General features: G+C 61.7%; 23 protein-coding genes. 5 read left to right on the top strand and 18 right to left on the bottom strand.

All coding sequences use genetic code 11. The annotated features are described in order from the left end of the window. Positions 1-57: 57 nt before the first annotated feature. Positions 58-2,421, bottom strand: coding sequence for a thiamine pyrophosphate-binding protein (locus tag AC1RM7_RS08055; protein WP_024920842.1), 2,364 nt, complete (start codon positions 2,419-2,421; stop codon positions 58-60). A 134-nt stretch (positions 2,422-2,555) separates the two neighbouring features. Here AC1RM7_RS08055 and AC1RM7_RS08060 point away from each other — a divergent pair, with 134 nt between their 5' ends. Continuing rightward, positions 2,556-3,017, top strand: coding sequence for an Lrp/AsnC family transcriptional regulator (locus tag AC1RM7_RS08060; protein WP_006021626.1), 462 nt, complete (start codon positions 2,556-2,558; stop codon positions 3,015-3,017). 9 nt (positions 3,018-3,026) lie between these two features. On the opposite strand, the gene pcaG is transcribed toward AC1RM7_RS08060, so the two are convergent. The 10 genes from pcaG to AC1RM7_RS08110 form a co-directional block, all read right to left on the bottom strand. Next, positions 3,027-3,614 (bottom strand): protocatechuate 3,4-dioxygenase subunit alpha, encoded by a 588-nt coding sequence (gene pcaG / locus AC1RM7_RS08065; protein WP_024920843.1) that lies wholly within the window; start codon positions 3,612-3,614, stop codon positions 3,027-3,029. Further along, a complete protein-coding gene (gene pcaH / locus AC1RM7_RS08070; protein WP_024920844.1) occupies positions 3,614-4,315 on the bottom strand; it encodes a protocatechuate 3,4-dioxygenase subunit beta in 702 nt (233 codons plus the stop codon). The genes pcaG and pcaH overlap by 1 nt, the downstream gene beginning before the upstream one ends. A 42-nt stretch (positions 4,316-4,357) precedes the next feature. Continuing rightward, entirely contained in the window at positions 4,358-5,071 is a 714-nt protein-coding gene (locus AC1RM7_RS08075; protein WP_024920845.1) for an ABC transporter ATP-binding protein, read from the bottom strand. Continuing rightward, positions 5,052-5,816 (bottom strand): ABC transporter ATP-binding protein, encoded by a 765-nt coding sequence (locus AC1RM7_RS08080; protein ID WP_024920846.1) that lies wholly within the window; start codon positions 5,814-5,816, stop codon positions 5,052-5,054. The genes AC1RM7_RS08075 and AC1RM7_RS08080 overlap by 20 nt, the downstream gene beginning before the upstream one ends. Then, entirely contained in the window at positions 5,813-6,814 is a 1,002-nt protein-coding gene (locus tag AC1RM7_RS08085) for a branched-chain amino acid ABC transporter permease (protein WP_024920847.1), read from the bottom strand. Before AC1RM7_RS08085 ends, AC1RM7_RS08080 begins: the two co-directional genes overlap by 4 nt. A 1-nt stretch (position 6,815) precedes the next feature. Beyond that, positions 6,816-7,682, bottom strand: coding sequence for a branched-chain amino acid ABC transporter permease (locus AC1RM7_RS08090; RefSeq protein ID WP_006021632.1), 867 nt, complete (start codon positions 7,680-7,682; stop codon positions 6,816-6,818). Next, on the bottom strand, positions 7,682-9,307 hold the full coding sequence (locus tag AC1RM7_RS08095; protein ID WP_492838033.1) for an amidohydrolase: 1,626 nt from the start codon (positions 9,305-9,307) through the stop codon (positions 7,682-7,684). Before AC1RM7_RS08095 ends, AC1RM7_RS08090 begins: the two co-directional genes overlap by 1 nt. 77 nt (positions 9,308-9,384) lie before the next feature. Then, on the bottom strand, positions 9,385-10,560 hold the full coding sequence (locus AC1RM7_RS08100; RefSeq protein ID WP_024920849.1) for an ABC transporter substrate-binding protein: 1,176 nt from the start codon (positions 10,558-10,560) through the stop codon (positions 9,385-9,387). 54 nt (positions 10,561-10,614) lie between these two features. Continuing rightward, positions 10,615-12,072: a glutamine synthetase family protein gene (locus AC1RM7_RS08105; RefSeq protein WP_444826208.1), complete on the bottom strand. Its 1,458-nt coding sequence runs from the start codon at positions 12,070-12,072 to the stop codon at positions 10,615-10,617. Between the two features lie 15 nt (positions 12,073-12,087). Then, positions 12,088-13,446, bottom strand: a complete 1,359-nt coding sequence (locus AC1RM7_RS08110) for an aromatic ring-hydroxylating dioxygenase subunit alpha (RefSeq protein WP_024920851.1) — start codon at positions 13,444-13,446, stop codon at positions 12,088-12,090. Positions 13,447-13,890: 444 nt separating this feature from the next. Between AC1RM7_RS08110 and AC1RM7_RS08115 the strand changes: the two genes are divergently transcribed. The 3 genes from AC1RM7_RS08115 (at position 13,891) to AC1RM7_RS08125 (ending at position 16,310) form a co-directional block, all read left to right on the top strand. Further along, on the top strand, positions 13,891-14,214 hold the full coding sequence (locus AC1RM7_RS08115; protein WP_024920852.1) for a 2Fe-2S iron-sulfur cluster-binding protein: 324 nt from the start codon (positions 13,891-13,893) through the stop codon (positions 14,212-14,214). Beyond that, positions 14,211-15,449: an NAD(P)/FAD-dependent oxidoreductase gene (locus AC1RM7_RS08120; protein ID WP_024920853.1), complete on the top strand. Its 1,239-nt coding sequence runs from the start codon at positions 14,211-14,213 to the stop codon at positions 15,447-15,449. Before AC1RM7_RS08115 ends, AC1RM7_RS08120 begins: the two co-directional genes overlap by 4 nt. A gap of 63 nt (positions 15,450-15,512) precedes the next feature. Further along, the gene (locus AC1RM7_RS08125) at positions 15,513-16,310 is read left to right on the top strand and encodes an IclR family transcriptional regulator domain-containing protein (RefSeq protein ID WP_024920854.1); all 798 of its coding nucleotides are present in this window, start codon (positions 15,513-15,515) and stop codon (positions 16,308-16,310) included. Here AC1RM7_RS08125 and AC1RM7_RS08130 read toward each other — a convergent pair. Further along, on the bottom strand, positions 16,307-16,675 hold the full coding sequence (locus AC1RM7_RS08130) for a 5-carboxymethyl-2-hydroxymuconate Delta-isomerase (RefSeq protein ID WP_024920855.1): 369 nt from the start codon (positions 16,673-16,675) through the stop codon (positions 16,307-16,309). The genes AC1RM7_RS08125 and AC1RM7_RS08130 overlap by 4 nt on opposite strands. A 234-nt stretch (positions 16,676-16,909) precedes the next feature. Between AC1RM7_RS08130 and AC1RM7_RS08135 the strand changes: the two genes are divergently transcribed. After that, positions 16,910-17,818: a hypothetical protein gene (locus AC1RM7_RS08135; RefSeq protein WP_024920856.1), complete on the top strand. Its 909-nt coding sequence runs from the start codon at positions 16,910-16,912 to the stop codon at positions 17,816-17,818. 37 nt (positions 17,819-17,855) lie between these two features. On the opposite strand, the gene AC1RM7_RS08140 is transcribed toward AC1RM7_RS08135, so the two are convergent. The 6 genes from AC1RM7_RS08140 to AC1RM7_RS08165 all read right to left on the bottom strand — a co-directional run bounded on the left by AC1RM7_RS08140 (position 17,856) and on the right by AC1RM7_RS08165 (position 22,512). Beyond that, positions 17,856-18,494, bottom strand: coding sequence for an alpha/beta hydrolase family protein (locus AC1RM7_RS08140; RefSeq protein WP_024920857.1), 639 nt, complete (start codon positions 18,492-18,494; stop codon positions 17,856-17,858). A gap of 69 nt (positions 18,495-18,563) precedes the next feature. Continuing rightward, positions 18,564-18,884, bottom strand: a complete 321-nt coding sequence (locus tag AC1RM7_RS08145) for a non-heme iron oxygenase ferredoxin subunit (protein ID WP_024920858.1) — start codon at positions 18,882-18,884, stop codon at positions 18,564-18,566. 42 nt (positions 18,885-18,926) lie between these two features. Next, positions 18,927-19,340, bottom strand: a complete 414-nt coding sequence (locus AC1RM7_RS08150) for a Rieske (2Fe-2S) protein (protein ID WP_024920859.1) — start codon at positions 19,338-19,340, stop codon at positions 18,927-18,929. Positions 19,341-19,342: 2 nt separating this feature from the next. After that, positions 19,343-20,446 carry an amidohydrolase family protein gene (locus AC1RM7_RS08155; protein WP_024920860.1) on the bottom strand — a complete coding sequence of 368 codons (1,104 nt, stop codon included), beginning with the start codon at positions 20,444-20,446 and terminating at the stop codon, positions 19,343-19,345. Position 20,447: 1 nt separating this feature from the next. Further along, a complete protein-coding gene (locus AC1RM7_RS08160; RefSeq protein ID WP_024920861.1) occupies positions 20,448-21,500 on the bottom strand; it encodes an amidohydrolase family protein in 1,053 nt (350 codons plus the stop codon). A gap of 34 nt (positions 21,501-21,534) precedes the next feature. After that, the gene (locus tag AC1RM7_RS08165; RefSeq protein WP_024920862.1) at positions 21,535-22,512 is read right to left on the bottom strand and encodes a Bug family tripartite tricarboxylate transporter substrate binding protein; all 978 of its coding nucleotides are present in this window, start codon (positions 22,510-22,512) and stop codon (positions 21,535-21,537) included. Between the last annotated feature and the right edge of the window lie 36 nt (positions 22,513-22,548).

Raw genomic sequence — 22,548 nt, forward strand, 5'->3', positions numbered from 1 at the left:
ATTCATCGATCCGGCTGCGGATGCCCCGCGTGGTTAAAACCGCGCCCGGGCGCCCTTTCACACCGCCATCTTGCGATGCCGGATCGGCGAGCCGCCGAATGTCAGGCCTGCCGCCGCATCGATGATGGTGTTGGCATCGAGACCGTAGTGGGCATAGAGATCGCCGATGGTGCCGGTCTGGCCGAACTTTTCCACGCCGAGCGCTTCGACGCGGTGACCATGAACGCTGCCGAGCCAGGCCAGTGTCGCCGGATGACCGTCAATCACGGTGATGAGTCCGCAGTCACGCGGCAACGGCGCAAGCAGCCGCTCGATATGACTCGGTTCGCGCGGCCCGCCGCTGCGGCGAAGCTTGCGTGACGCACTCCAGCCGGAGTGCAACCGGTCCGCAGACGTAATCGCAAGCAGGCCGATGTCCCGGCGTGACTCGCCAAGCAATCCCGTCGCCTCGATGGCTTCCGGCGCAACGGTGCCGGTGTAAGCGATCACCAGTTCGGCATTCGGCCCGGGCTTGCGCAGCCAGTAAGCACCCGCGGCAATGTCGCTCGCAAGTTCCGGCGTCATCGTTCGCTGCGGCTGATCCAGCGTGCGTGTCGACAGCCGAAGATAAACCGAGCCTCCGTCCTCGTCGCGCTGCATGTGTTCGAAGCCCCAGCGCATGATGACCGCAAGTTCGTCCACAAAAGCGGGCTCAAATGACGAGAGCCCATCCTGTGCCATGCCGATCAGGGGCGTCGCAATCGACTGGTGCGCGCCGCCTTCCGGCGCCAGCGTAATTCCCGACGGCGTCGCCGCTACCATGAAACGCGCATCCTGATAACAGGCATAGTTCAGCGCATCGAGCCCGCGCTCAATGAACGGATCGTACAGCGTGCCGACCGGCAGGAGCCGTTCGCCATTGATAGAATGCGATAGGCCGAGCGCGGACAGCATGATGAAGAGATTCATCTCCGCGATGCCAAGTTCCATGTGCTGGCCCTTTGGCGAGTAATCCCATGCGAAAGTCGACGGAATCTTCTCCTTGCGGAACAGGTCGGTGTTCTCGGCCATCGCGAACAGGCCGCGGCGGTTCACCCACGGGCCGAGATTGGTCGAGACCGTGACGTCTGGCGACGTGGTGACAATGCGCTCCGCGAGTTTTGTATCGCCCCGCGCCAGTTCGTTGAGGATCAGGCCAAAGCCCTGCTGCGTCGCCATGCGCGGCGTTAGCGTCACATTGAGTTGTGCAGGCACCTCGATCTTCGGTGCAGCAAACCGCCGTGCGCCATCGCGCGCGAAGGTCACATCCTTCAGAAATTTTTCGATGCGGGCGTGGTCGAGCGGCAGACCTTCCAGCCGATCCCATTCGTGGCCGGGGCGGATGTTCTGCGCCGCGCGGAAGGTTTCCATCTGCGAAACCGTCATCAGCCCGGCGTGATTGTCCTTGTGGCCCTGGAACGGCAGGCCGACGCCCTTGATGGTGTAGGCGATGAAGCAGACCGGACGATCGTGATCGATCGCCTCGAAGGCTTCCAGCATGCTGGCCATGTCGTGGCCGCCGAGGTTGGACATCAGCGCCAGCAGTTCGTCATCACTGCGCTTCTCGATCAGTTTCGTCACCGCGCCCTGATCGCCGATGTCGTCGAGCAGATGCTTGCGAAACGCCGCGCCACCCTGGAAGCACAGCGCCGCGTACATCTGGTTCGGGCAGTTATCGATCCACTTCCGCAGCGCCTCGCCGCCAGGCTCCGCGAAAGCGGCCTGCATCAGCTTGCCGTATTTCACGATCACCACATCCCAGCCGAAATTGCGGAACATGGTCTCGAGCTTTTCCCACAGCCCTTCATGGATCACCGCGTCGAGACTCTGGCGATTGTAATCGATCACCCACCAGGTGTTGCGCAGGCCCTGCTTCCAGCCCTCCAGCAGCGCCTCGAAGATATTGCCTTCATCGAGCTCGGCGTCGCCGACCAGCGCGATCATGCGCCCCTCGGGCCGATCCTTCATCCAGCCGTGAGACTTCACGTAGTCCTGCACCAGTGACGAAAACAGCGTCTGCGCCACGCCAAGCCCGACCGAACCGGTGGAGAAATCCACGTCGTCGATGTCCTTGGTGCGCGAGGGATAGGACTGCGCGCCCTTGAAACCGCGGAAATTCTCCAGCTTCTCGCGCGTCTGCTGCCCGAGCAGATACTGGATCGCGTGAAACACCGGGCTCGCATGCGGCTTCACCGCCACGCGATCCTCGGGCTTGAGCACGCCGAAATACAGCGCCGACATGATCGTCGCGAGTGACGCTGATGAGGCCTGATGGCCGCCGACCTTGAGGCCATCGGAGTCCGGCCGGATGTGATTGGCATGGTGGATGGTCCACGACGACAGCCACAGCACCTTGCGGGTCAGCGCGGACAGAATTTCCAGACGAGAAGGTTCGATGGGCATGCGTTCACCGGGATAAGGGGTCCGAGCCAATGCTAGTCCTCGCCGGGCGCTGAAAAATCTCAAATCATCTCGACCGGCGCCAGAATATTAGTATACTATACCAATACGCAGGATATTTGTGAGATTTCATTCCAATGACAGAACTTGATGCGATCGACCGCAAAATCCTGGCGATTCTTCAGTCCGACAGCCGCGTGACCATGCAGGACCTTGCCGATCGGGTCGGCCTCTCGGTGTCGCCGTGCCATCGCCGGGTGAAACTGCTCGAAGAGCGCGGCGTGATCTCGCGCTACATCGCAATGGTGGACCAGAAATCGGTGGGACTTCCGGTCAGCGTTTTCATCTCGATCAAGCTGGAGCGGCAGAAGGAAGAAGACCTCAACCGCTTCGCCAGAGCGATCTCGAAGTGGGACGAAGTGCTGGAATGCTATCTGATGACCGGCAACCGTGACTATCTGCTGCGCGTGGTGACCGCCGACCTTCCGTCCTATGAAGCTTTCCTGAAAACCAAGCTGACGCGGCTCGACGGCATTGCCTCGATCGAGTCCAGCTTCGCGCTCAGTCAGGTGAAGTATTCGATCGCCCTGCCGGTTTAGCCCGTCCGGCTAAAGATCGAAGAACACCGTTTCGCTGTCGCCCTGCAGGTGAACGTTGAACCGGTAGGTTGCGGCATCACCCTGCTCGCGCTTTGCAAAAAGCGTCGCACGGCGATCCGCCGGCACAAGCGCAAGGATCGGATCGGCGGCGTTGGCCGCCTCGTCTTCGAAATAAATCCGCGTGATCGCCTGCTGTGTCATGCCACGCGCGAACACCGCGAGAAGAATATGAGGCGCCTGCGGCTTGCCGCCGGGACCGGGCACCGGCCCGGGCTTGATGGTGCGGAATTCAAACCCGCCCTTGGCGTCGGTGCCGCAGCGGCCAAAGCCCTTGAACACGGCATTCGGAGCGGCGCGCGTGTCCTGCGGATCGGCGAAGCGTCCCTGCGCATCGGCCTGCCAGATTTCGAGCATGGAATCGGGAATGACCTTGCCCTCGCCGTCGAACACCTGCCCGACGATGCGGATGCGGTCGCCCGACACGTCAGGCGTCACCAGATCGTTGCTGAACGCGTCGTTCCACGCGTAGTCATTGCCCGGCGTGAGGCCGTATTTGAAGTAAGGACCGACGGTCTGCGACGGCGTGATGTTGCTCATCAGTCGTTATCCAGCGGCGTGGCGTTGCGCCCGCGCAATACAATGTCGAAACGGTAGCAGAGCGCCCAGTCGGGCTTGGTGTTTTCCAGGTCGAAGCTCGACACCATCCGCATCCGCGCCTTCTCGTCCGTCACCGAATTGAAGATCGGGTCGTAAGCGAACAGCGGATCGCCGGGGAAATACATCTGGGTCACGATGCGCGAGATGAAGGAGTGCCCGAACACCGAGAAATGGATATGGGCGGGCCGCCACGCATTGGGATGATTGCCCCACGGATACGCACCGGGCTTAATGGTGATAAAGCGGTAGTAACCCTGCGCGTCCGTTTGTGCGCGGCCTGCGCCTGTGAAGTTCGGATCGAGTGGCGCCGGATGCTGATCGACGACGTGGATGTAGCGGCCGCAGGCGTTGGCCTGCCAGACTTCAAGCAAGGTGTTCGGCACGCCGCGGCCGTCTTCGTCGCGGACATGGCCGTGAACGATAATCCGCTCGCCGAGCGGTTCGCCCTTGTGCTGGATGGTGAGATCGTTGTCGTTCTCGCGCACCGTCTCGTGTCCGTACACCGGCCCGGTCAATTCCGACAGCGTATGCGGAATCATCACCAGCGGCTTGGTCGGCGAGCGCAGCACCGTGCTCTTGTAGGCCGGCGACAACCGCGGCGCATGTGCGGCGTTGCTGTCTCGCGGATAGATCAACGTCATGGGCGTCTTCTTTTCGTTGTTCCGGCCAGCTTAGCAAGCCGGTCAGTGAATGCCTACACCAAGCAGCCGGTTCACCAGAGATCGATCGGACTTCAGTTCGTCCGACACGCCTTCCCAGACCGCGCGGCCACGCTCGACCACCATCACGCGATCCGCGAAATTGAGCGCGCGCTCGATCTGCTGCTCGACCAGGATGATCGTCATATCGCCGCTGATGGCAAGGCGAGAGATGGTTTCCATCAACTGATCGCAGATCACCGGCGCCAGCCCTTCCAGTGGCTCATCCAGCAGCAGGATCGACGGTTTTCCGAGCAACGTCCGCGCCATCGACAGCATCTGCTGCTCGCCGCCGGACAATTGCAGCCCGAGATGCCGCCGGCGCTCTGCGAGGCGTGGAAACATCTCGTAAATTCCGGCCAGCCCGTCCCGCTCGCGCGTCTTGAAGCCGGTCGACAGGTTCTCTTCCACCGTCAGCGAACCGAAAATATCGCGTGTCTGCGGCACGTAGCCCATGCCGCGCAGCGCCCGCGCCGAAGTCTTCATCGCGCTGATGTCCTGTCCGTCCGCAAGAATGCGGCCGTGATGCCGCGTCGACAGCCCCATCAGAGTCGCGAGCAGCGTCGTCTTGCCGACGCCATTGCGCCCGAGGATCGCAAGGCGGCCGCCGGCCGGCACGGCGAACGACATGTCCGAGACGATCTGCGTCGGGCCGTAGCCCGCGCTCAGGCGTTCGACCTCAAGCCGTGCGGCTGGCATCGGCATAGCTCCCCAGATAGGCGCGGCGGACTTCATCATCCTTCGTGACGTCCTGCGGACTGCCTTCGAAAATCAGGCGACCGTTGGCGAGCACAAGCACACGCTTCGCAAACCGGAACACGAGGTCCATATCATGCTCGATCATGAGAACCGCAATATCGGACGGCAGGCGGTTGATCGCTTCGAGAATCTTCGGCGCTTCGTCGTGCGGAACGCCCGCCGCCGGCTCGTCCAGCATCAGTACCTTCGGCGTCAACGCGAGACCGATGGCGAGATCGAGTAGACGCTGCTGGCCATAGGCCAGTTTCGCGACGGGAAGCTGCGCCAGATGTGCAATGCCAAGCATACCCAGGATATGCATCCATTCGTCGCGTACCTGCGGCGCGAACGTCTCCACCGAGAAGAACCGGCGCGTGAGACCCTTGCGCTGCATGACGGCCAGCGCGACGTTTTCGGCGACCGAGAGACTGGTGAACAGCCGGGTGATCTGGAATGTCCGCGCCAGCCCCTGCCGGACGCGGCCCGGAATCGGGACCGACGTCAGGTCATTGCCCTCGAAGAAAATGTTGCCGTCGGACGGCGAGAGATCACCGGAAATCACGTTGACCAATGTGGTCTTTCCCGCCCCGTTCGGGCCGATCAGCGCGACGCGATCGCCCTTGCCGAGACTGAAGGAAATGTCGCGGTTGACATGCAGACCGCCGAACGATTTCGAAACGTTTCGCAGTTCCAGCAGCGGACTCATGGGCGCGGCCTCCGCTGCGAGAACGAAGCCCAGAGCGAGGCGATGCTGTGCCCGAGACCGCGCGGCGCAAAGATAACGATGATAATGAGCAACAGCCCGACCAGCGTCATCCAGTGGAACGGATTGGCCGCCGAGACAATGTGCTCGAAGATCTGGAAGATCACCGCGCCTGCCAGCGCGCCCCACAGGTTTCCGGCCCCGCCCAGCACCAGCATGACCAGCACTTCGGCGGACCGCTCGAAGCTCACGCTGTCGAGCCCGACCACGCCGGTGTTGATCGCCATCAGCGCGCCGCCAAGACCCGCAACGATTCCCGACACGCCATACATCATCACGAGCCGCGGATAGGCCGAGGCTCCGATCATCAGCGCGCGCAGGGAGTCATCCTTGATGCCGCGGCACAGCAGGCCGAACGGAGAACGGACGAACCGCAGCAGCAGCACCATGACGACCGCAAGCGTCACCAGCGAGAAGATGTACGATGTCCGGCTGTACATATCGAACGCGAACACGCCAAAGATTTTCCCCGGCGAAATGCCTGACAGACCGTCGCTGCCGCCGGTCCATGACGACAGCTTGTTCGCCAGCGAACTGACGAGCTGACCGATCGCGATGGACAGCACGAGTTGCGGCAGACCATGGAAGCGCGTGATCAGCGCGCCGGAGATCAGCCCCATCACCGCGCCGGTAAGGGCCCCGATGGCGAGCAGGATCAGCGGATTGGTAATCCCTGCGATGCAGGCATTGCCGACCGCATAGGCGCTGACGCCGAACAATGCCGCCTGCCCCAGCGTTGCCACACCGCAATAGCCGGTGACGAGATCGAGCGAGAGAACAAGGAACGTGATGCTGATCAGCCGCGTCAGGAATGCGAGATCATCGGGAAACGCGAAATAGCCGATCGCGCCCACGACCGCGACCGTCAGCAGACCAAGGACTTCCTGCTGGAGCGGAAATCCCGGCCGCGGCACATCGAACTTGATGGTCTGCTCGGTCATGTCAGTGGGCCCGTCCGAGAAGGCCGCGCGGGAACAGGAACACCGTCAGGATCACCGCGAGATAGAAGAAAAACTCGCCGAACTCGGGCGCCAGATACTTTCCCGTGGTGTCCGCGAGCCCCAGAAACAGCGACGCCGCGAGCGCGCCGAGGATCGATCCCGCACCACCCACCGACACGACCACAAGGAACGTGACCATGTAGCGGAGCGCGTAGAACGGCTCGATCGGCAGCATCTCAGCACCCAGCACGCCGCCGAATGCCGCAAGCCCCACGGCCAGCGCAAATGTCGCCGAATAGATCCACTGCGTGCGGATGCCGAGGGATTCCGCCATATCGCCGTTGTCGACGGCGGCGCGCATCCGCACGCCGAACTCCGTCTTGTCGATCAACAGCCACAGCGCCAGCGCCGTTGTCAGCCCGCACGCGATCACCAGCAGCCGATGCGTCGAGATCATGCGGAAACCGAGATCGAACGGACCGCTGAGCGCCGCCGGAAGCGGGATGGGCTTCGAGGTCGGCCCGAGGGTGAAGTTCGCCAACCCGATGATGACGAAGGTGATGCCGATGGTGAGCAGGAGCTGGGTCAGCGCATCGGAATGACGGTAGATACGGCGATACAGCAGGACTTCGAAGGGAATCGAGATCAGGATTGTGCCGATCACTGCAATGACAATGGCGATCGGATAACTGATACCGAGCGTCTTCAACGCATAGGACGCAAGATAGCCGCCGATCATCGCGAACGCGCCATGGGCGAGGTTTACCACGCGCATCAGGCCCATCATGATCGACAGGCCGATGGAGATGGTGAACAGCACCATTCCGTAGGATATCGCGTCCAGCAGGATGCTCAGCGCGGTCAGCATCAGTGCACCCCCGCCTGCATCTCGGCAGCAGCCGACAGCGTGTCATGGCGCACCGCGCCGCGAAGTACCGTCATCAGCACGTTAGTCGCAGCGAGATCGGTAGTAGCGTCGAACGGATCACGATCAAGCGCGATGAAATCCGCCGCCATGCCCGGCACAAGCGTCCCGCGCCAGTCTTCCTGCTTCATGGCGAAGGCGCCCCCATGGATGTAACTGCCGACGGCCTGCCGGCGTGTCAGAGCCTCATCCGCTCCAATCGGAGACCCGAGCGACGCTCCGCGGTCCACGGCATTCGCCATGCCAATCCATGGCGAGACGTGCCCGGTCGGCGCATCGGAGCTTCCGACATAGGTGACACTGGCATCGATCACCGATCGTGCAGGGTATTTGCTGTGGGCATCCGGGCCGAATGCTTCCAGGATCGAGCGCCGCATCCGCGTCAGGAAGCTCGGCTGCGTCACGATCAAGGCGCCAAGCGCCTTCATGCGTGCAAGACCACCGTCCGGCGGAACGAAATAGTGCTCGATCCGATGGCGCGGCCTTTGTCCGGGCAGCGCCCTCTCCGCTTCCTCGAAGGCCGCGATGACGCGTGCGGATGCGCGGTCGCCCACACAATGGGTCGCCGTCTGCCAGCCATCGAGATGCGCCTCGACAATCACTCGTTCGAGATCATCCTCATCGCGCATGAAGAAACCCGTTGAGCCTGTATCTGCGAACGGCTTGCTGACCGCCGCCGTGCGCGCACCGACGATGCCGTCGGCGAAAAACTTCAGCGTCATCGCCTGCCAGTCAGGATCGGGGCGCGGCGTGAAGCCACGCATGGCGGCGTCTTTCGGATCGAGCTGATACATGAACCCAAGGCGGATCGGTGAGAACGAGGACTCCTGACGAAGCAACTTCCATACCGCGAATTCATCGTCGAACCCGCAGGTGAAACCAATGGCGGCTTCGACAGCAGCAGTCAGGCCCATCCGCATGCTGTCTTCGATGGTTTCGCGCAACGAAGCAGCCATCGCGGCCGGATCGACAGCCGGGATCGCGCGGAACACCGCTTCCGCGGCACTTTCCTTGGCGCTGCCGTCCAGACGCCCGGCGGCACTGCGCCCGAACGATCCGCTCGGCGGATCGGACACGCCCTCGCCGATCTGAAGCAGCTTCAGCGCAGCGCTGTTGAGGATCGCGGTGTGCCCGCAAAAGCGGCGGATGATAACCGGATGATGGGGCGCGACGGCGTCGATTTCATCCCGCGTGGGATAGCGATGCTCGGCGAGATTGTTCTCGTCAAAGCCCACCGCCCTGATCCATTGCATCGGTGGAGTCGTCTTTGCCAATGCGGACACGTGGCGCAGAACATCCGCAATCGTGCGAACGCCCGATCCATTCAATTGAACCTGTTGGCGCTCGTTGGCGATGGCGAACAGATGGACATGCGCATCGGTGAGACCCGGGATGATCGTCGCACCCTGCATGTCGATGGTGCGGCCAGCCTCCGGCGCGTCCTGCCTCTCGCCGACCCAATGGACGGCGCCTTTGCGGGTGACAAGCGCGCTGGCCGGTCGCGTGTCATCGGCGGATCGATAGATCCGCGCATTGATGAATCGCAGGGTGTCCGGGCTGTGCGGCATTGCTCGGCCAATTGTCCGTTAGCTAAAAGATTGGCGCGAGCGAACTCGCGCCAATCAATGCGTGGCGAGTATGTGGTTTAGTTCTTGACCAGCGCCCAGTCGGGCTGAGCTTCGAATGTCTGAAGCTCCTTGTTGATCAGTTTGCCATTTTCTTTCGCGACTTCGCGCAGATAGACATTCTGCGTGATGTGGCGCGTCGCTGGATCGATCGACACCGGGCCGCGCGGGCTAACCCACTTCATGCCCTTGACCGCGGCTACAGCCTTTTCCGGATCGCGCTGGCCCAGGGTGGCCTCGATCATCTTGTAGATCACGCGCGCACCGTCATAGGCGGCGACCGACGTCATCGTCACGTTGTCAGCCGCAGTACCGCCCTTGGCGAGCCGCTCAAGGAACGCCTTGTTCTCCGGCGACGCATGCGACACCGCATAGTGATAGGTCGACAGAATACCGAGACCGTTGTCGCCGATATTCGGCAGATCCGGCTCCGTCACCACGTCACCGGTCGAGATCAGCTTGACGCCGGCCGCCTTCAAACCGTTGTCGATATAACCCTTCACGAAGCCCAGCGTCGGAGGGCCGGCCGGCAGGAAGGTGAAGATGGTGTCAGCGCCCGAGCTCTTGATACGCTGCATGATCGGGCTGAAATCGGTGGTGGCGATCGGCATGCGAATGGCTTCGACGATCGTGCCGCCGTCGGCCTCGAAGGTCTTCTTGAACGCAGCTTCCGCGTCAATGCCGGGACCGTAATCGGTGACGGCGATCGCGACCTTCTTCGCGCCCTTTGCCTTCGCAACCTTGGCGGCGGGAACGGTGTTCTGCCACATCGTGAATGAGGTGCGGACAATGTACGGGCTCTTCTCGACGATCGCCGACGTCGCAGCATTAAAGACGATCATCGGCGTCTTGGCTTCTTCGAGCAGCGGCGCGACCGCCATGGCGTCAGGCGTGAAATAGAGACCGGCGATGTACTGCACCTTGTCCTTGACGATCAGTTCCTGCGCGAGCGCCTTGGACTTCGCGGGGTTCGGCGATTCCTCGTCGCGATAAATGAACTCGACGTCGTGACCGGCAACCTTGTTGCCGTTCTCGGCAACCCACGCCTCGATGCCCGCCTTGAAGTTCTGGCCGAACAACGCATACGGCCCTGACATGGTCCCGATCACGCCGACCTTGATGGTGTCGGCGTGAGCCGCCCCAGACATCAGCCCGGCGACGGCCAGAGCGCACGCGTAATTAACTGCCTTGTTCATGTGGTCCCCTGCTCCTGTTTGTTTTTGTTACGTCAAACCCGTTCGGCGTGCGCGTCAAAACATCTCGAAATATTCGCGCTGCTCCCATTCGGTGACTTCGGCCTGGAAGCGCTCGATTTCGGCGTTCTTGATGTGCACGTAGTAATCTACCAGTTCCGCGCCCATTGCGTTCCTGAAAAATGGATCGTCGTTCAGCGCGAAAACCGCTTCGCGCAGCGACTTCGGCAGCAGGCTGGCCTTGGTCTCGTAAGGTGTATCGGCTGACGGGCCCGGGTCAATGGCGCGGTCCACGCCATCCAGTCCCGACAGGATTTGCGACGCCATATAAAGATACGGGTTTGCCGCCGGCTCGCCGACCCGGTTCTCGAACCGTGTGGCGGGGTCTTTTGGACCGCCCAGGACGCGTATCATGACGCCGCGGTTGTCACGTCCCCAGATCGCACGATCCGGCGCCAGCGAATACGACCGGTAGCGCTTGTAGCCATTGATCGTCGGCGTCGTGAACACGGTCGCGGCGCGGGCGTGTTCGAGCAACCCGCCGAGATAGCCCTTGCCGAAGTCCGACAGGAACTCATCGTCGGCGTCTGACATGAAGGCATTGCGGCCATCGGCACGGGATACCAGCGACTGATGCAGATGCCAACCCGACGACACGACATTCGGAATGCGCGGACGGCACATGAAGGTGGCGTGATAGCCGTGGCGATGACAGATCTGCTTCACCGCACTGCGGAACAGCACCATCGTATCGGCCGGATCGAGCCCGACGGTCGGCGCGAAGGTGAACTCGCACTGGCTGGGACCGAACTCGACTTCGATCGAGCGCAGCGGCAGGTCCAGCGCCACCACATCGCGCCGGATCAGTTCGAGCACCGGCTCCATCTGGTCGTAGCGCTGCTCGGTCAGATATTGATAGCCGTGCGACAGCAGGCTGACATCCGGCGGCTCGCCGGGCTGCCCGGCATGCCCGGGCTGCATCTTCGGGTCGTTGACCTTAAAGACATGAAACTCCACTTCGAGCCCGGCCATGAAATCATAACCGCGCGCGGACAGCTTGTTCAGCACCGACTTGTAGAGACCGCGCGTTGCGAATGGCACCGCGCGACCGTCGGCGAAATGAACATCGCACAGAATCCAGCCGGTGGTCGGCGCCCAGGGCAGCACCCGGAAGGTCGTTGGGTCGGGAATCATCAGAACGTCGGCGGCGCCCTGCATTTCGCTCATCCCAAAGCCGCCGCCTGCGGTGAACACCGGAAACACCGTGCGATGCGACGTATCCTTCGCCAGCATCGTGGTCGTGATCGTGCAGCCGTTTTCAAGGATGCGCAGCGCTTCGCTCGCGACCAGGGTCTTGCCGCGCAGAATCCCGTGCTGATCTGGGAACGACAGCCGGATGGTGTCGAGTCCCTTCTCCTCGACGATCCGGCGAAGGCGGACCGCCGCTTCGTTCTGCTCCTCAGACCAAAGACGATGTCGCGCGACAAAGCTCAATGACGTTGCTTTCCCTGACATTGGCTCAGCAGATCCTTATTCGGCCGCGGTGAGATGCGGCACCTTCTCGGCGATCTCTGTCGGGATCGGTGCAGCCCACGGTGCACCGCGCCGCCGCTTCACGTCGACTTCCATCCAGTAGATTTCCCAGCCGCGCGTCGGCCCGATGCCGTCCATTGTGGCCGGCCCCTGGATGCTGCGCGCATGCGCTTCATCGAGGAACAGCAGCGGCTTGCCGCCGGCAATGGCCTTCTCGATTTCCTGACGCAGCAGGCGGCGATACTGGATGATCGCCTTGTCGGACTGCCCGAGATGTTCACGGGTCCGGTTCTGGATCGCACCCATCGACTCCACCGCCCACTGGTCGTGGACGTTAATGTCGAGGCCCATGCCGGTATAGGTCTCGGTCGCCTGCTCGTGAGGATCGAAGCCGTAATCATTCGTCTTGTTGCGGCGCGATTTGTAGTCGGGCAGTTCGTAAAGCTCGAGACGCTGCTCGCGCATCTTTTTCTTGTCGACCGGCGTCGTGTAGCTGGTGAAGATCGCATACCAGTAACAGTGCGTGTCATCGACCGGGACATGCCACTGCGTGATCGTCATTTCCTGGCTCATCGGAATGACGAAGCCGTGCGGGAACAACTGATTGGTGACGCGCACATGGGTGCGCTCGTCATCGATCTGGCGCAGCGCCACCAGACGAAGGCCGTACTCGGTCTTCTCGACATTGATGATCGGACGATCGTACTCACGAAGGATCTTGGTCATCGGCAGATCGCTGCCCGCGGAGGCGCCGCGGAATTGCTTGCCGTAGGATTTCTCCAAGTCCTCATCCTCGAAGAAGCGATGGAGAAACGAGGCGTGCGCCGGGTCGATGCCGACTTCCAGCGCCTGCAGCCAGTTGCATTCGATCAGGCCTTTAAACGCAAACGTATAGGCATCGGGCGCGACGAAGCAGTCGATCTCCGGAAACGCGGGCGGCTCGCCCTCACCGAGATAGGCCCACAGGATGCCGCCCTTCTCCACGACGGGATAGGCGCGCTGCTTGATGTTCTTGCAGAGCACCGAACCCACAGGTTCGGCCGGTGTCTCAAGGCAGTTGCCCTGAACGTCGAACAGCCAGCCATGGAAAGCACAGCGCAGGCCGCCATTCTCAAGCCGGCCAAAGGCCAGGTCCGCGCCGCGATGCGGACAATCGCGATCCATCAGTCCGTAACGGCCCTGCTCGTCGCGAAACAGAACGAAGTTCTCGCCGAGCAACTTGACCGCCCTGATCGGCCGCGGGCCTTCGAGTTCGTCGACCAGCGCCGCCGGCTGCCAGTACATTCGCAGCAGCTTGCCGGCGGGATCGGCCGGGCCGGTGCGCGTGATCAGATCATTCTGCTCTTGGCTCATCATGGCTGTTTCTTCCTTCCGGTCCCGAGACGATTTCCTGCCGAAGACGTCGATGGCCCGCGCTTGGGCCAGGTTGAAGCCGCGATGCTTCAACGATTGAAAACCTTTCCACCGCAACACGCGAGGCCCCTCAGATACAAAATTGCCGCAAGCGGCAACTCCTCACCCGGCAGCACCTTTGAAGCCCCGCTTTGCTTTTCAGGTTTCTTGCTCCGCGCTTCACGTTTGTTCGATCAACGAACATATGTGCGATATGTGTTAGACTGTCTCCAAATTAGAAAACACGCAAGTGCAATTTGGCGGCTGCGAGCGCCTATTTGTGCTGCAAATGCGAAATTGAATGCTTCGAGCGGACCTATGCGGCTCCCTCCGGCTTGATATGTTCGTTGAACGCCCATATGTTCGTTAAATGAACTTCGCATATGGCGATCAGCGGTGGACACATTCATGGCCCGGATCACATTCGTTCAGCCCGACGGTTCAGAGAATGTCGTGAACATCGATAGCGGCACGAGCGTCATGCTCGCCGCTATCCGCAATGGCATTTCTGGAATCGATGCAGAGTGCGGCGGCTGCCTCGACTGCGCCACCTGCCATGTCTACATAGACGAAAGCCATTCAGGCGTTCTGGCACCACCGCAGCCGGAAGAACTCGAGCTGCTCAGCTCCGTCGCCGCTATCCGCAAACCCACCAGCCGGTTGAGTTGCCAGTTGAAACTCCCGCCTTCGATCACAGCCCTGACCGTCCATATTCCCGGAGCGCAATCATGAGCGGCCTTGTTGTCGTGGGCGCATCGTATGCCGGCATCCAGGCCGCATTGTCGGCACGCGACAGCGGTTATGCGGAGCGCATCACGGTCGTCGCCGATGATCATTTGCTGCCGTATCAGCGCCCACCGCTGTCCAAGGACTTCCTGCTCGACAAGGTCAAGCAGGATGGGCTGGTTCTTCGCGACGACGCATTCTTCAAGCTCAAGCAGATCGATCTGATTCTCGAAACGCGCGTCCATGCGATCGACCGGCGCGCGCGGCAGCTTTCGATCAACGGCAGCATGACACTGGATTTCGACAAGCTGTTCATCGGCTCAGGCTCCCACGCGCGGCGGCTGACCATTCCCGGCTCGAACCTCGACGGCGTGTGCTATCTGCGCTCGATCCGTGACGCAATCGACCTGAAGGAGCGGCTGCGGACTGCGGCCGAGATCGTGATCGTCGGCGGCGGCTTTATCGGCCTCGAGGTCGCAGCATCCGCCAGCAAGCTCGGCAAGAAAGTCACCGTCATCGAGAGCGCGTCCCGGCTGCTCGAACGTGCAGTCTCGCCGGTCGTCTCGCAGTTCCTGCTCGATCTGCATACAAGGCACGGCGTTGACGTCCGGCTCAACGAAGGTGTTGCAGAAATCGAGGACCACAACGGCCGCGCCGGCGTAGTGAGAACGCGAAGCGGTGCGCGGTTGCGCGCCGATCTCGTCCTTGTGGGAATCGGCGGCGTGCCCAACGATGAACTGGCGCGCGACGCGCAGTTGAACTGCACCGACGGAATCGTCGTCGACGACCACGGCCTGACCAGCGATCCCGCTATTTACGCGGCCGGCGACTGCGCCAATCACTACAACGCCCATGCGCAGGGCTGGCTTCGCCTGGAATCGGTCCAGAATGCACAGGATCAGGCCAAGGCCGCCGGACTCGCTATCGCCGGAAAAACCGGGCCTTACGACAGCGTGCCGCGCTTCTGGTCAGATCAGTATGACGCCAAACTGCAGACCGTGGGGATATCGCGCAATTTCGACCGGCAGGCGGTACGCGGATCGCTGGAAGACGGGCAGTTCTCGGTTTTCTACTATCGCCGGGACAAACTATGCGCCGTCGACAGCGTCAACCGCGCCGGCGATCAGATGGCGGCCCGACGGCTGATCAGCGGCGGAGTTTCACCGACGCCGGAGCAAGCCGCTGACCTCTCGTTCGACTTCAAATCGCTTTTGACAACGATCAAAGCGGTGGGTGCATAATCCCGCGAATTATGGTCTCGTCTGGCGGATCGACTCATGACCGGAAAGAACGGCCGACCGAGCATGCCCCGCGTGAAGCGCACCGCAGAGGAAGAAGAAGCCAGACGCGGCGGCGGCGAGTTCATCGAGAGCCTCGACCGCGGCCTTCGGGTGCTGCAATCGTTCGGCACCGAGCATCGCCCGATGACCCTGAGCGACATCGCCAAGGCATCCAATCTGCCGCGCGCCACCGCCCGCAGAATTCTGCTGACCCTCCAGAAGTCCGGCTTCGTCGCCGGCGACGAGCGGCTGTTTTCGCTCACGCCGCGTGTGCTGGCGCTGGCCTCGGCCTATCTGTCGTCAAATCAGATCGTTGCCGTCATGCAGCCGCTGATGGACGACATTTCCACGAAGGCCAGGGAAGTCTGCTCGCTTGCGATTCTGGACGGGCAGGAAGCCGTCTTTGTCGCAAGGGCCAGTCCGGCGCGGGTTTTTTCCGCCGGCATCGACATCGGCTACCGGCTGCCGGCCTATTGCACGTCGGTGGGCCGCGTGCTGCTCGGCCGCCTGTCCAATGAAGAGCTAAAATCCGCGGTTGAGGCCATGACGCTGACGGCCCAGACACCGGAAACCGTCACCGACAAATCCACCGTCATCGCCACCATCATCAGCGACCGCAGCAAGGGTTATTCGCTGGTCGACCGCGAAGCGGAGCCTGGCTTCCGCTCGATCTCGGTGCCGATTCATCGCTACGATGGCGCGGTCGTGGCGGCGGCGAATATCGGCGCACATGTCGACCGCATCACTACCGGCGAAATGATCGACCGCTTCCTCCCGTTGCTCAAGGACATGGCCGTCACGGCCAAGCCGCTGCTGGTTTAGGCCTGCCGCGCGGAGCGAGACGGACTATCGAGCAGCCGCTTCTTGTAAGCCTGCGGGTCCATATCGCGGACGTCGATGCTGATACTGGTGATGCCGGGGAGAAGCTCTGCAAGCTCCTGACGCAGCGCGATGCTCAGCCGTTCCTTCTGCTCCGGAGTTCTGCCAGCCAGCAGATATAGCGAGACGTGAAAGAACGAGCGCTCCTCGCCGGCGACAAGATAATCCGAAAATGGCAGCGCCCGGATCTTCAGATCGTCGGCCTGAACGACGCCAGTCGACGCCGCGGCATGATGAAGCCCCAGCATCACATCGAGAATCGGCGGCATATCGGGCGACGCGGAATAATGGCAGACGATGTGAGGCATGGATTTCCCTCCAGCTGGCCGCCTGAATTTGCACCTGTCTGCACGGTCGTCAATTGGCCCATGCAGGTTTCCCGGCCGGCCGCCTGCCGCATCGTGCGAGATTCGCGACGGTTCCGCTGCCTCACAGTTTTCATGATGCTGCCTTGCTGCGGTCAAAGCGCGATGTCCCCCTTGCGCCTGCAGATCGGCCGGAAATCTCCCGCGCATCGCACCTTTCAAAATCACGGAGCGCCAATGCAATTCAAGTTGCAACACGCTGACTCGCAGACCGACGATCCGCATGATGTCATCGCTGCCCAGCTTCGCGATCTGGCGCCGCGGCTGACGACCAATCAGTCCGAGGTTCATGCGACACCGACCGCGGTGACGGAGTCAGCCAGCGAGCCGTCGGCTATCGACACTCCCCTGAACGATAACATCGGCGACATTCGCGATCCGGTATCACGCACCGGTTTCGGCCGCGGTATGAGGCGCCTGGCGCTGATCGCATGCACCGGCTGCGGGATGGCTGCGGTCTGGTATTCCTATGGCGACGCCGCAAAGCAGAAGATCTCAGACCTCGTGCCGCAGCTCTTGGTGAGCACGCCGGCTCCCGCGCAAGACACCAAATCCGCCCAACAGCAGGATGCTGCCTCCCCGATCCCGGAATCCCAGCAAGCTGCCGCACCCGCATCAGCGCCGGAGACTGTCGCTGCGCCACCGGCCGCGCCAGCCGAATCCGCGACACCGCCATCAACACAGGCGCCGGAAGCTTCGCCGGCGCAGGCTGAGCTTTCGCTCGAACTCGCGAAGTCGGTTGAAACCATGGCGCGCGAAATCGCTTCACTCAAGGAAACCGTCGAACAGTTGCAAGCTGGCCAGCGGCAACTGAGCCGCGATGTCGCGAAAGCCACAGAGCAAACGGCGCAACGCAAGCCTGTCGCACAGGCAGCGAAGCCGGCCCCAGCTCCGCGGCAACCACCCTCGCCTGCGGTGTCGCGGACCTATGCACCATCACATTCTTATTCGCCAAGCCCGGCCTATCCGCAAACCGCCGCGCAACGCGAAGCGTACATCCCGCCACCCGCGCCTGCGCCCGTGCAGCAACTTCCGCCGCCGCCCGGCGATACCAGCGTTCCCCGGCCACCGATGCCGCTGCGATAAAATGATAGATGCGCGTGGCTCAGAGCACTGACCGTGCTCAGGACGTGATTTTTTGAGCCCAGGATGCGGCCGCCTCTCCAAGAGTCTTCAAATGATCTGCCGCGGAATAGCCTGACACGCTTTTTCGCGGCTTCAGATCGTGGTCGCCGTCCTCAAGCCAGAGAATCTCGATCATCTTTGACAGAGAGTACGAGGAAACCTCGTCCATGGTTCCGAACGGGTCTCGCGTGCCCTGCACGATGAGCGTTGGCACCTTGAGATCGGCAAGATGCGCGGTGCGCAACTGATCAGGTTTCTCCGGCGGATGAAATGGGTAACCGAGACAGAGTAGCCCGGCGATTTTTCCGGACGCGTAGAGCTCATCGCCGACCATGCTGGCAACGCGGCCACCCATCGATTTTCCGCCGATGATAAGTTTGCCCGTTGCGCCGAGCGCATCGACAGCCGCGAGATACTCCGTTTTCAACAGGTCCGCGCGGGGCGGCGGCTTCCGTGTGTTCGACGTCCGCCGAGCGGCCATATAGCCAAACTCGAAGCGCACGACGCGAAAGCCGGATTGCGCGAGCGCTTTGGCGCTCGCTGTCATCGCAGCGGAATCCATCGCCGCGCCGGCGCCGTGCGCGAGAAGAATGGTGATGTCAGCGGCTTCGGGCCCGTCAAACAGTAACGCCGTCATCCGAACATGCCCCTGAACTGGAAAACTCGAACGTATCTTTCGCGATCGAGCCCCGCAAGACGCCGCCGGCTACTCGCTGAGCAGGACCTCGATCCGGTCGTCGACCTGACGCGTCTTGTACACCTTCACATCACAGTCGACCGGCTCACACAGCGCCTTCCCCGTCTTGACGTTGAACATGCCGCCGTGCAGCGGGCATTCAACGACATCGTCATCCAGGAAACCGTCCGTCAGCAGCGCCATGCCGTGCGTGCACACATTGTCGGTGGCGAAAATCTCGCCGTTCACCTTGTAAAGCGCGACCTGAAAATTGCCGACCTCGAAGGGAAGCATCCCCCCTTCGTCGATATCGGTATTCTGACAAATCACATGCCAACCGTTTTCGCTCATCGTCTGCTCATTTTCTTATTCTGAAGGGAATGCTGCGGCGGGTTACATTTCGACGAAGACCGTTGCTTCTTCCACCACGACAGGAAACGTCTCCGCCTGAAGCTCGCGCTCGGTAACCGCCGTCTCGTTCTCGACGCACGTCTTGTATTGCTTCGTGAACATGCGTTCGGGATCGCAATGCGATTTTCCTGTCTTCAGATCGAACTCCCATCCGTGCCAGGGACAACGGAGGATTTCACCGGGCCGCGAGAGTTTGTAACAGCCGGGCGTTTCAGATTCCGGCAAGCCGACGACAACGCCACGGCTGAGCTTCGCGCCTTCATGCGGGCAACGATTCAGCAGTGCAAAGAAGTCGCCACCGACGTTGAAAACACAGATTTCACGGCCGCGGATGTTCACGACCTTGTTGCTCCCCGGCGGGATTTCCTTGACGAAGGCAATACGATGTTTCGGCATGCTCAGAACCGGTAGAATTGTTCGGCGTTGTCGTGGCAGATTTGCCGCCGCTCCGCGGGCGTCAGCTTGATGTTGAAGGCGTAAGCGGGATCGTCCTGATCCCAATGCGGGTAGTCGGTGGAGAACAGCAACCGGTCCCAGCCCAGCCAATCGAAGGTGCGGCGCAAGTCGTCCGGCCTGCCCGGCTCCTCCATCGGCTGGGTTGTGTACCAGAAATTGCGCTTCGCATAATACGACGGCGGATGATTCAGATGAGGGACTTCGCCGCGCATCCGCTCCCACAAGCGATCCATGCGCCAGACGAAGCTGGGCACCCACGCGAAACCGATTTCCACCAGCACAACCCTGAGCTTTGGAAAGCGCTCGAACACGCCCTCAAGAATGAGACTGCTCATGGTCGCCGGTCCGCCCATGGTGGTCGCGTAGTGCTCCTCCATATAGAATGACGGCCAGCCGCCGCCTGTCGAGGCATGACCGCCGACGCCATAGGAGTGGATGCCGAGCGGCAGGTCGTGCGCTTCGGCGGCTTCATAGATCGGCCAGTAACGCTGCCGCCCCAGCGGCTCGCTGCTGCGCGGCGCCAGCATGATCTGCACAAAGCGCCGGTCCCGCGCGCAGCGTTCGATTTCCTTCACCGCAGCAACGGGATCGTCCTGCGAAACAACAAGCGTGCCGCGCAGGCGCGATTCCTTGTCGAGCCATTCGGCCACTTGCCAGTCGTTGTGAGCCGTGGCGAGGGCTGCTGCGTAACCGAGGTTACGCTCGCTTCCGACGTTCCCGAACAACGGGATGAGAATGCCGTTGATGATGTTGAACGGATCGAGATGCTGCTCGCGCATGAAGTCGAGATCGGAGCCAGGCGGACCGCCGGACGGCGGCCACGCATCGCGGCGGCAAATCAGTGGCGCCGAACGCGGATACTGCGTCGTATTGATGAAGGGTTGCCGCAGATGCCCGCCGAACTGTTCGGAGTGCTCCTGCCATCGCTTGGGCAGAAACGGGTGGAGGCTCTTGGCGCTCTTCGGAAGCGGGTGAATATCGCAGTCGATGATGCCGGCATCCGCCTTCCTGGCGATTCCCGCTTGAGGACTCTCGATCACCGTCATGTCAGACCTCCCGGAGCCGTGCGTAGGTTTCAAATGGGTTCTCCGTGCGGAGCTTTCGCATCAGATCCGGCTGCCCTCGCAGCGGCACGGCATCGGTGCCGTCGAAATTCCAGCGAGGATAATCGGTCGAGAACAGCAGCATGTGCTCGCCGATCTGTTCGGCCAGTTCCTGAATCACTTGCGCGTCCTTGGGACCGTCGAACGGCTGCAGCGTCAGGCGCACATGCTCGGATACAATCTCTGTCGGAGACCTCTTCAGCCACGGAACTTCCATCCGCAGGCCGCGCCAGAGCTTGTCGATGCGCCACAGGAACGGCGGAAGCCATGTCACGCCAGAATCAATCAGTACAACCTTCAGCTTCGGGTATTCCTCGAACACACCCTCGGTAATCAGGCTGAGCAATTGCGTCTGCACACCGACACTCTGCGCGACCTGATCCTCGATGTGGTAGGACGGCCATCCGTTGGTCCAGGGCGCGAACCGGTAAGCCGTGCCCGCGTGAACCCCGACCGCGAAACCGTGAGCTTCCGCCGCCGCATAAATCGGCCACATCGCGCGCCGGCCGAGCGGCATGTCGCCCATGGCCATCATCGATACCTGAACAAACCGCCGGTCGGATGCGAGGCGCTCAATTTCCAGCGCGGCCTTCTCCGGGCTCTGCCAAGGCAAGACGATCGATCCACGCAGCCGTTCGTCCTTGCTCAGGAATTCTTCGGCCAGCCAATCATTCATCGCACGGCACAGCGCCACGGCGAGGTCGGCATTGTAGACCGCCTGCGCGCCATAAAGGCAATTGCAGATGGCTATGTCAGTGCCGAACGGCTCCAGCGCCAATGTGCGGATTGTCTGCACATCGCTGCCTGTCTTCCAGTCCGGCCGCAAGGCCGGACTGATGTTCGAGATATCGCTGGTCATTTCCAGCCGATCGATTCCACGCGTCGTCACCTGCTCGCGCCAGTAGTCGTCAAGGTACGGCGCCAGTTTCGCCGTTGTCGGCAAAGTGACGTGGACGTCACAATCGATTTTCTTCTCGGAGACCAGGGACTGAAGCATGAGCGTTCTTCCGGTTCAAAATGACAGGTAGCGGTCAGTCAGCGCTGATGCCCGCAGCGCGGATGGTCGCGCCCCACTTGTCGGTTTCCTTGCGGATAAACGCGGCAAACTCTTCCGGCGACGAGCCGACCGGCTCCGCGGCCTGCTTCCTGAACGCCTCCTGCACCGGGGGCGACTTGATCGCTTCGACGATCGCGCCGTTCAGTTTCATGATGACGTCCCGCGGCGTCCCCGCCGGCACCACGATGCCGGTCCAGCCGGTGGCTTCGTAGTCCGGCAGCCCGCTTTCGGCGATGGTTGGCACGTTAGGAAGCAGCGGAGAGCGCTTCTTGCCTGTGACGGCCAGCGCACGCAATTGACCGCTCTCGACAAGCGGCATCGTCGTAATCATGGAGTCGAACATCAACTGGACGTGCCCGCCCATGAGGTCGTTGAGCGCAGGCGCACTGCCCTTGTACGGAATGTGAGGCGCCTCGATATTGGCCTGCTTGACGAACAATTCGCCCGACAGATGCATCGACGTACCCATTCCGCCGGATGCACGATTGAGCTTGCCGGGATTCTTTCTGGCGTACTCGATCAGTTCCTTGACCGATTTAACCGGCAGGTCCGATGAAACAACCAGCATCAGGGGATATTGCACCACCAGCGAAACCGGATCGAAATCCTTGATCGGATCGAACGGTAGCTTCTTGAACAAGGTCTGGTTGATCGCGTGCGTGCCCGTTGTCGCGAACAGGAGCGTGTAGCCATCCGGCGCACTTTTCGCGACAAACTCCGCGCCGAGATTGTTCCCGGCCCCGGGCTTCGGCTCGACGATCACCGGCTGGCCGAGCGATGACTGCATCTTCTCCGCAAGCATTTGCGCGGTGATGTGCGTGGGACCGCCCGCCGCGGCCGGGACGACGATCTTGATCGGCCGGTTCGGAAAATCCTGGGCCAGCGCGGTTGGAGCCGCCAGACAGGCCGCCCCCAGAGCCAGAACCTTCAGCAAATTAAATGATCGTCGCATCATTTCCCCTCTTTCATTGTTCGACTGTCGAACTTA

The organism is Afipia sp. GW822-FHT03D08 (assembly GCF_058801645.1).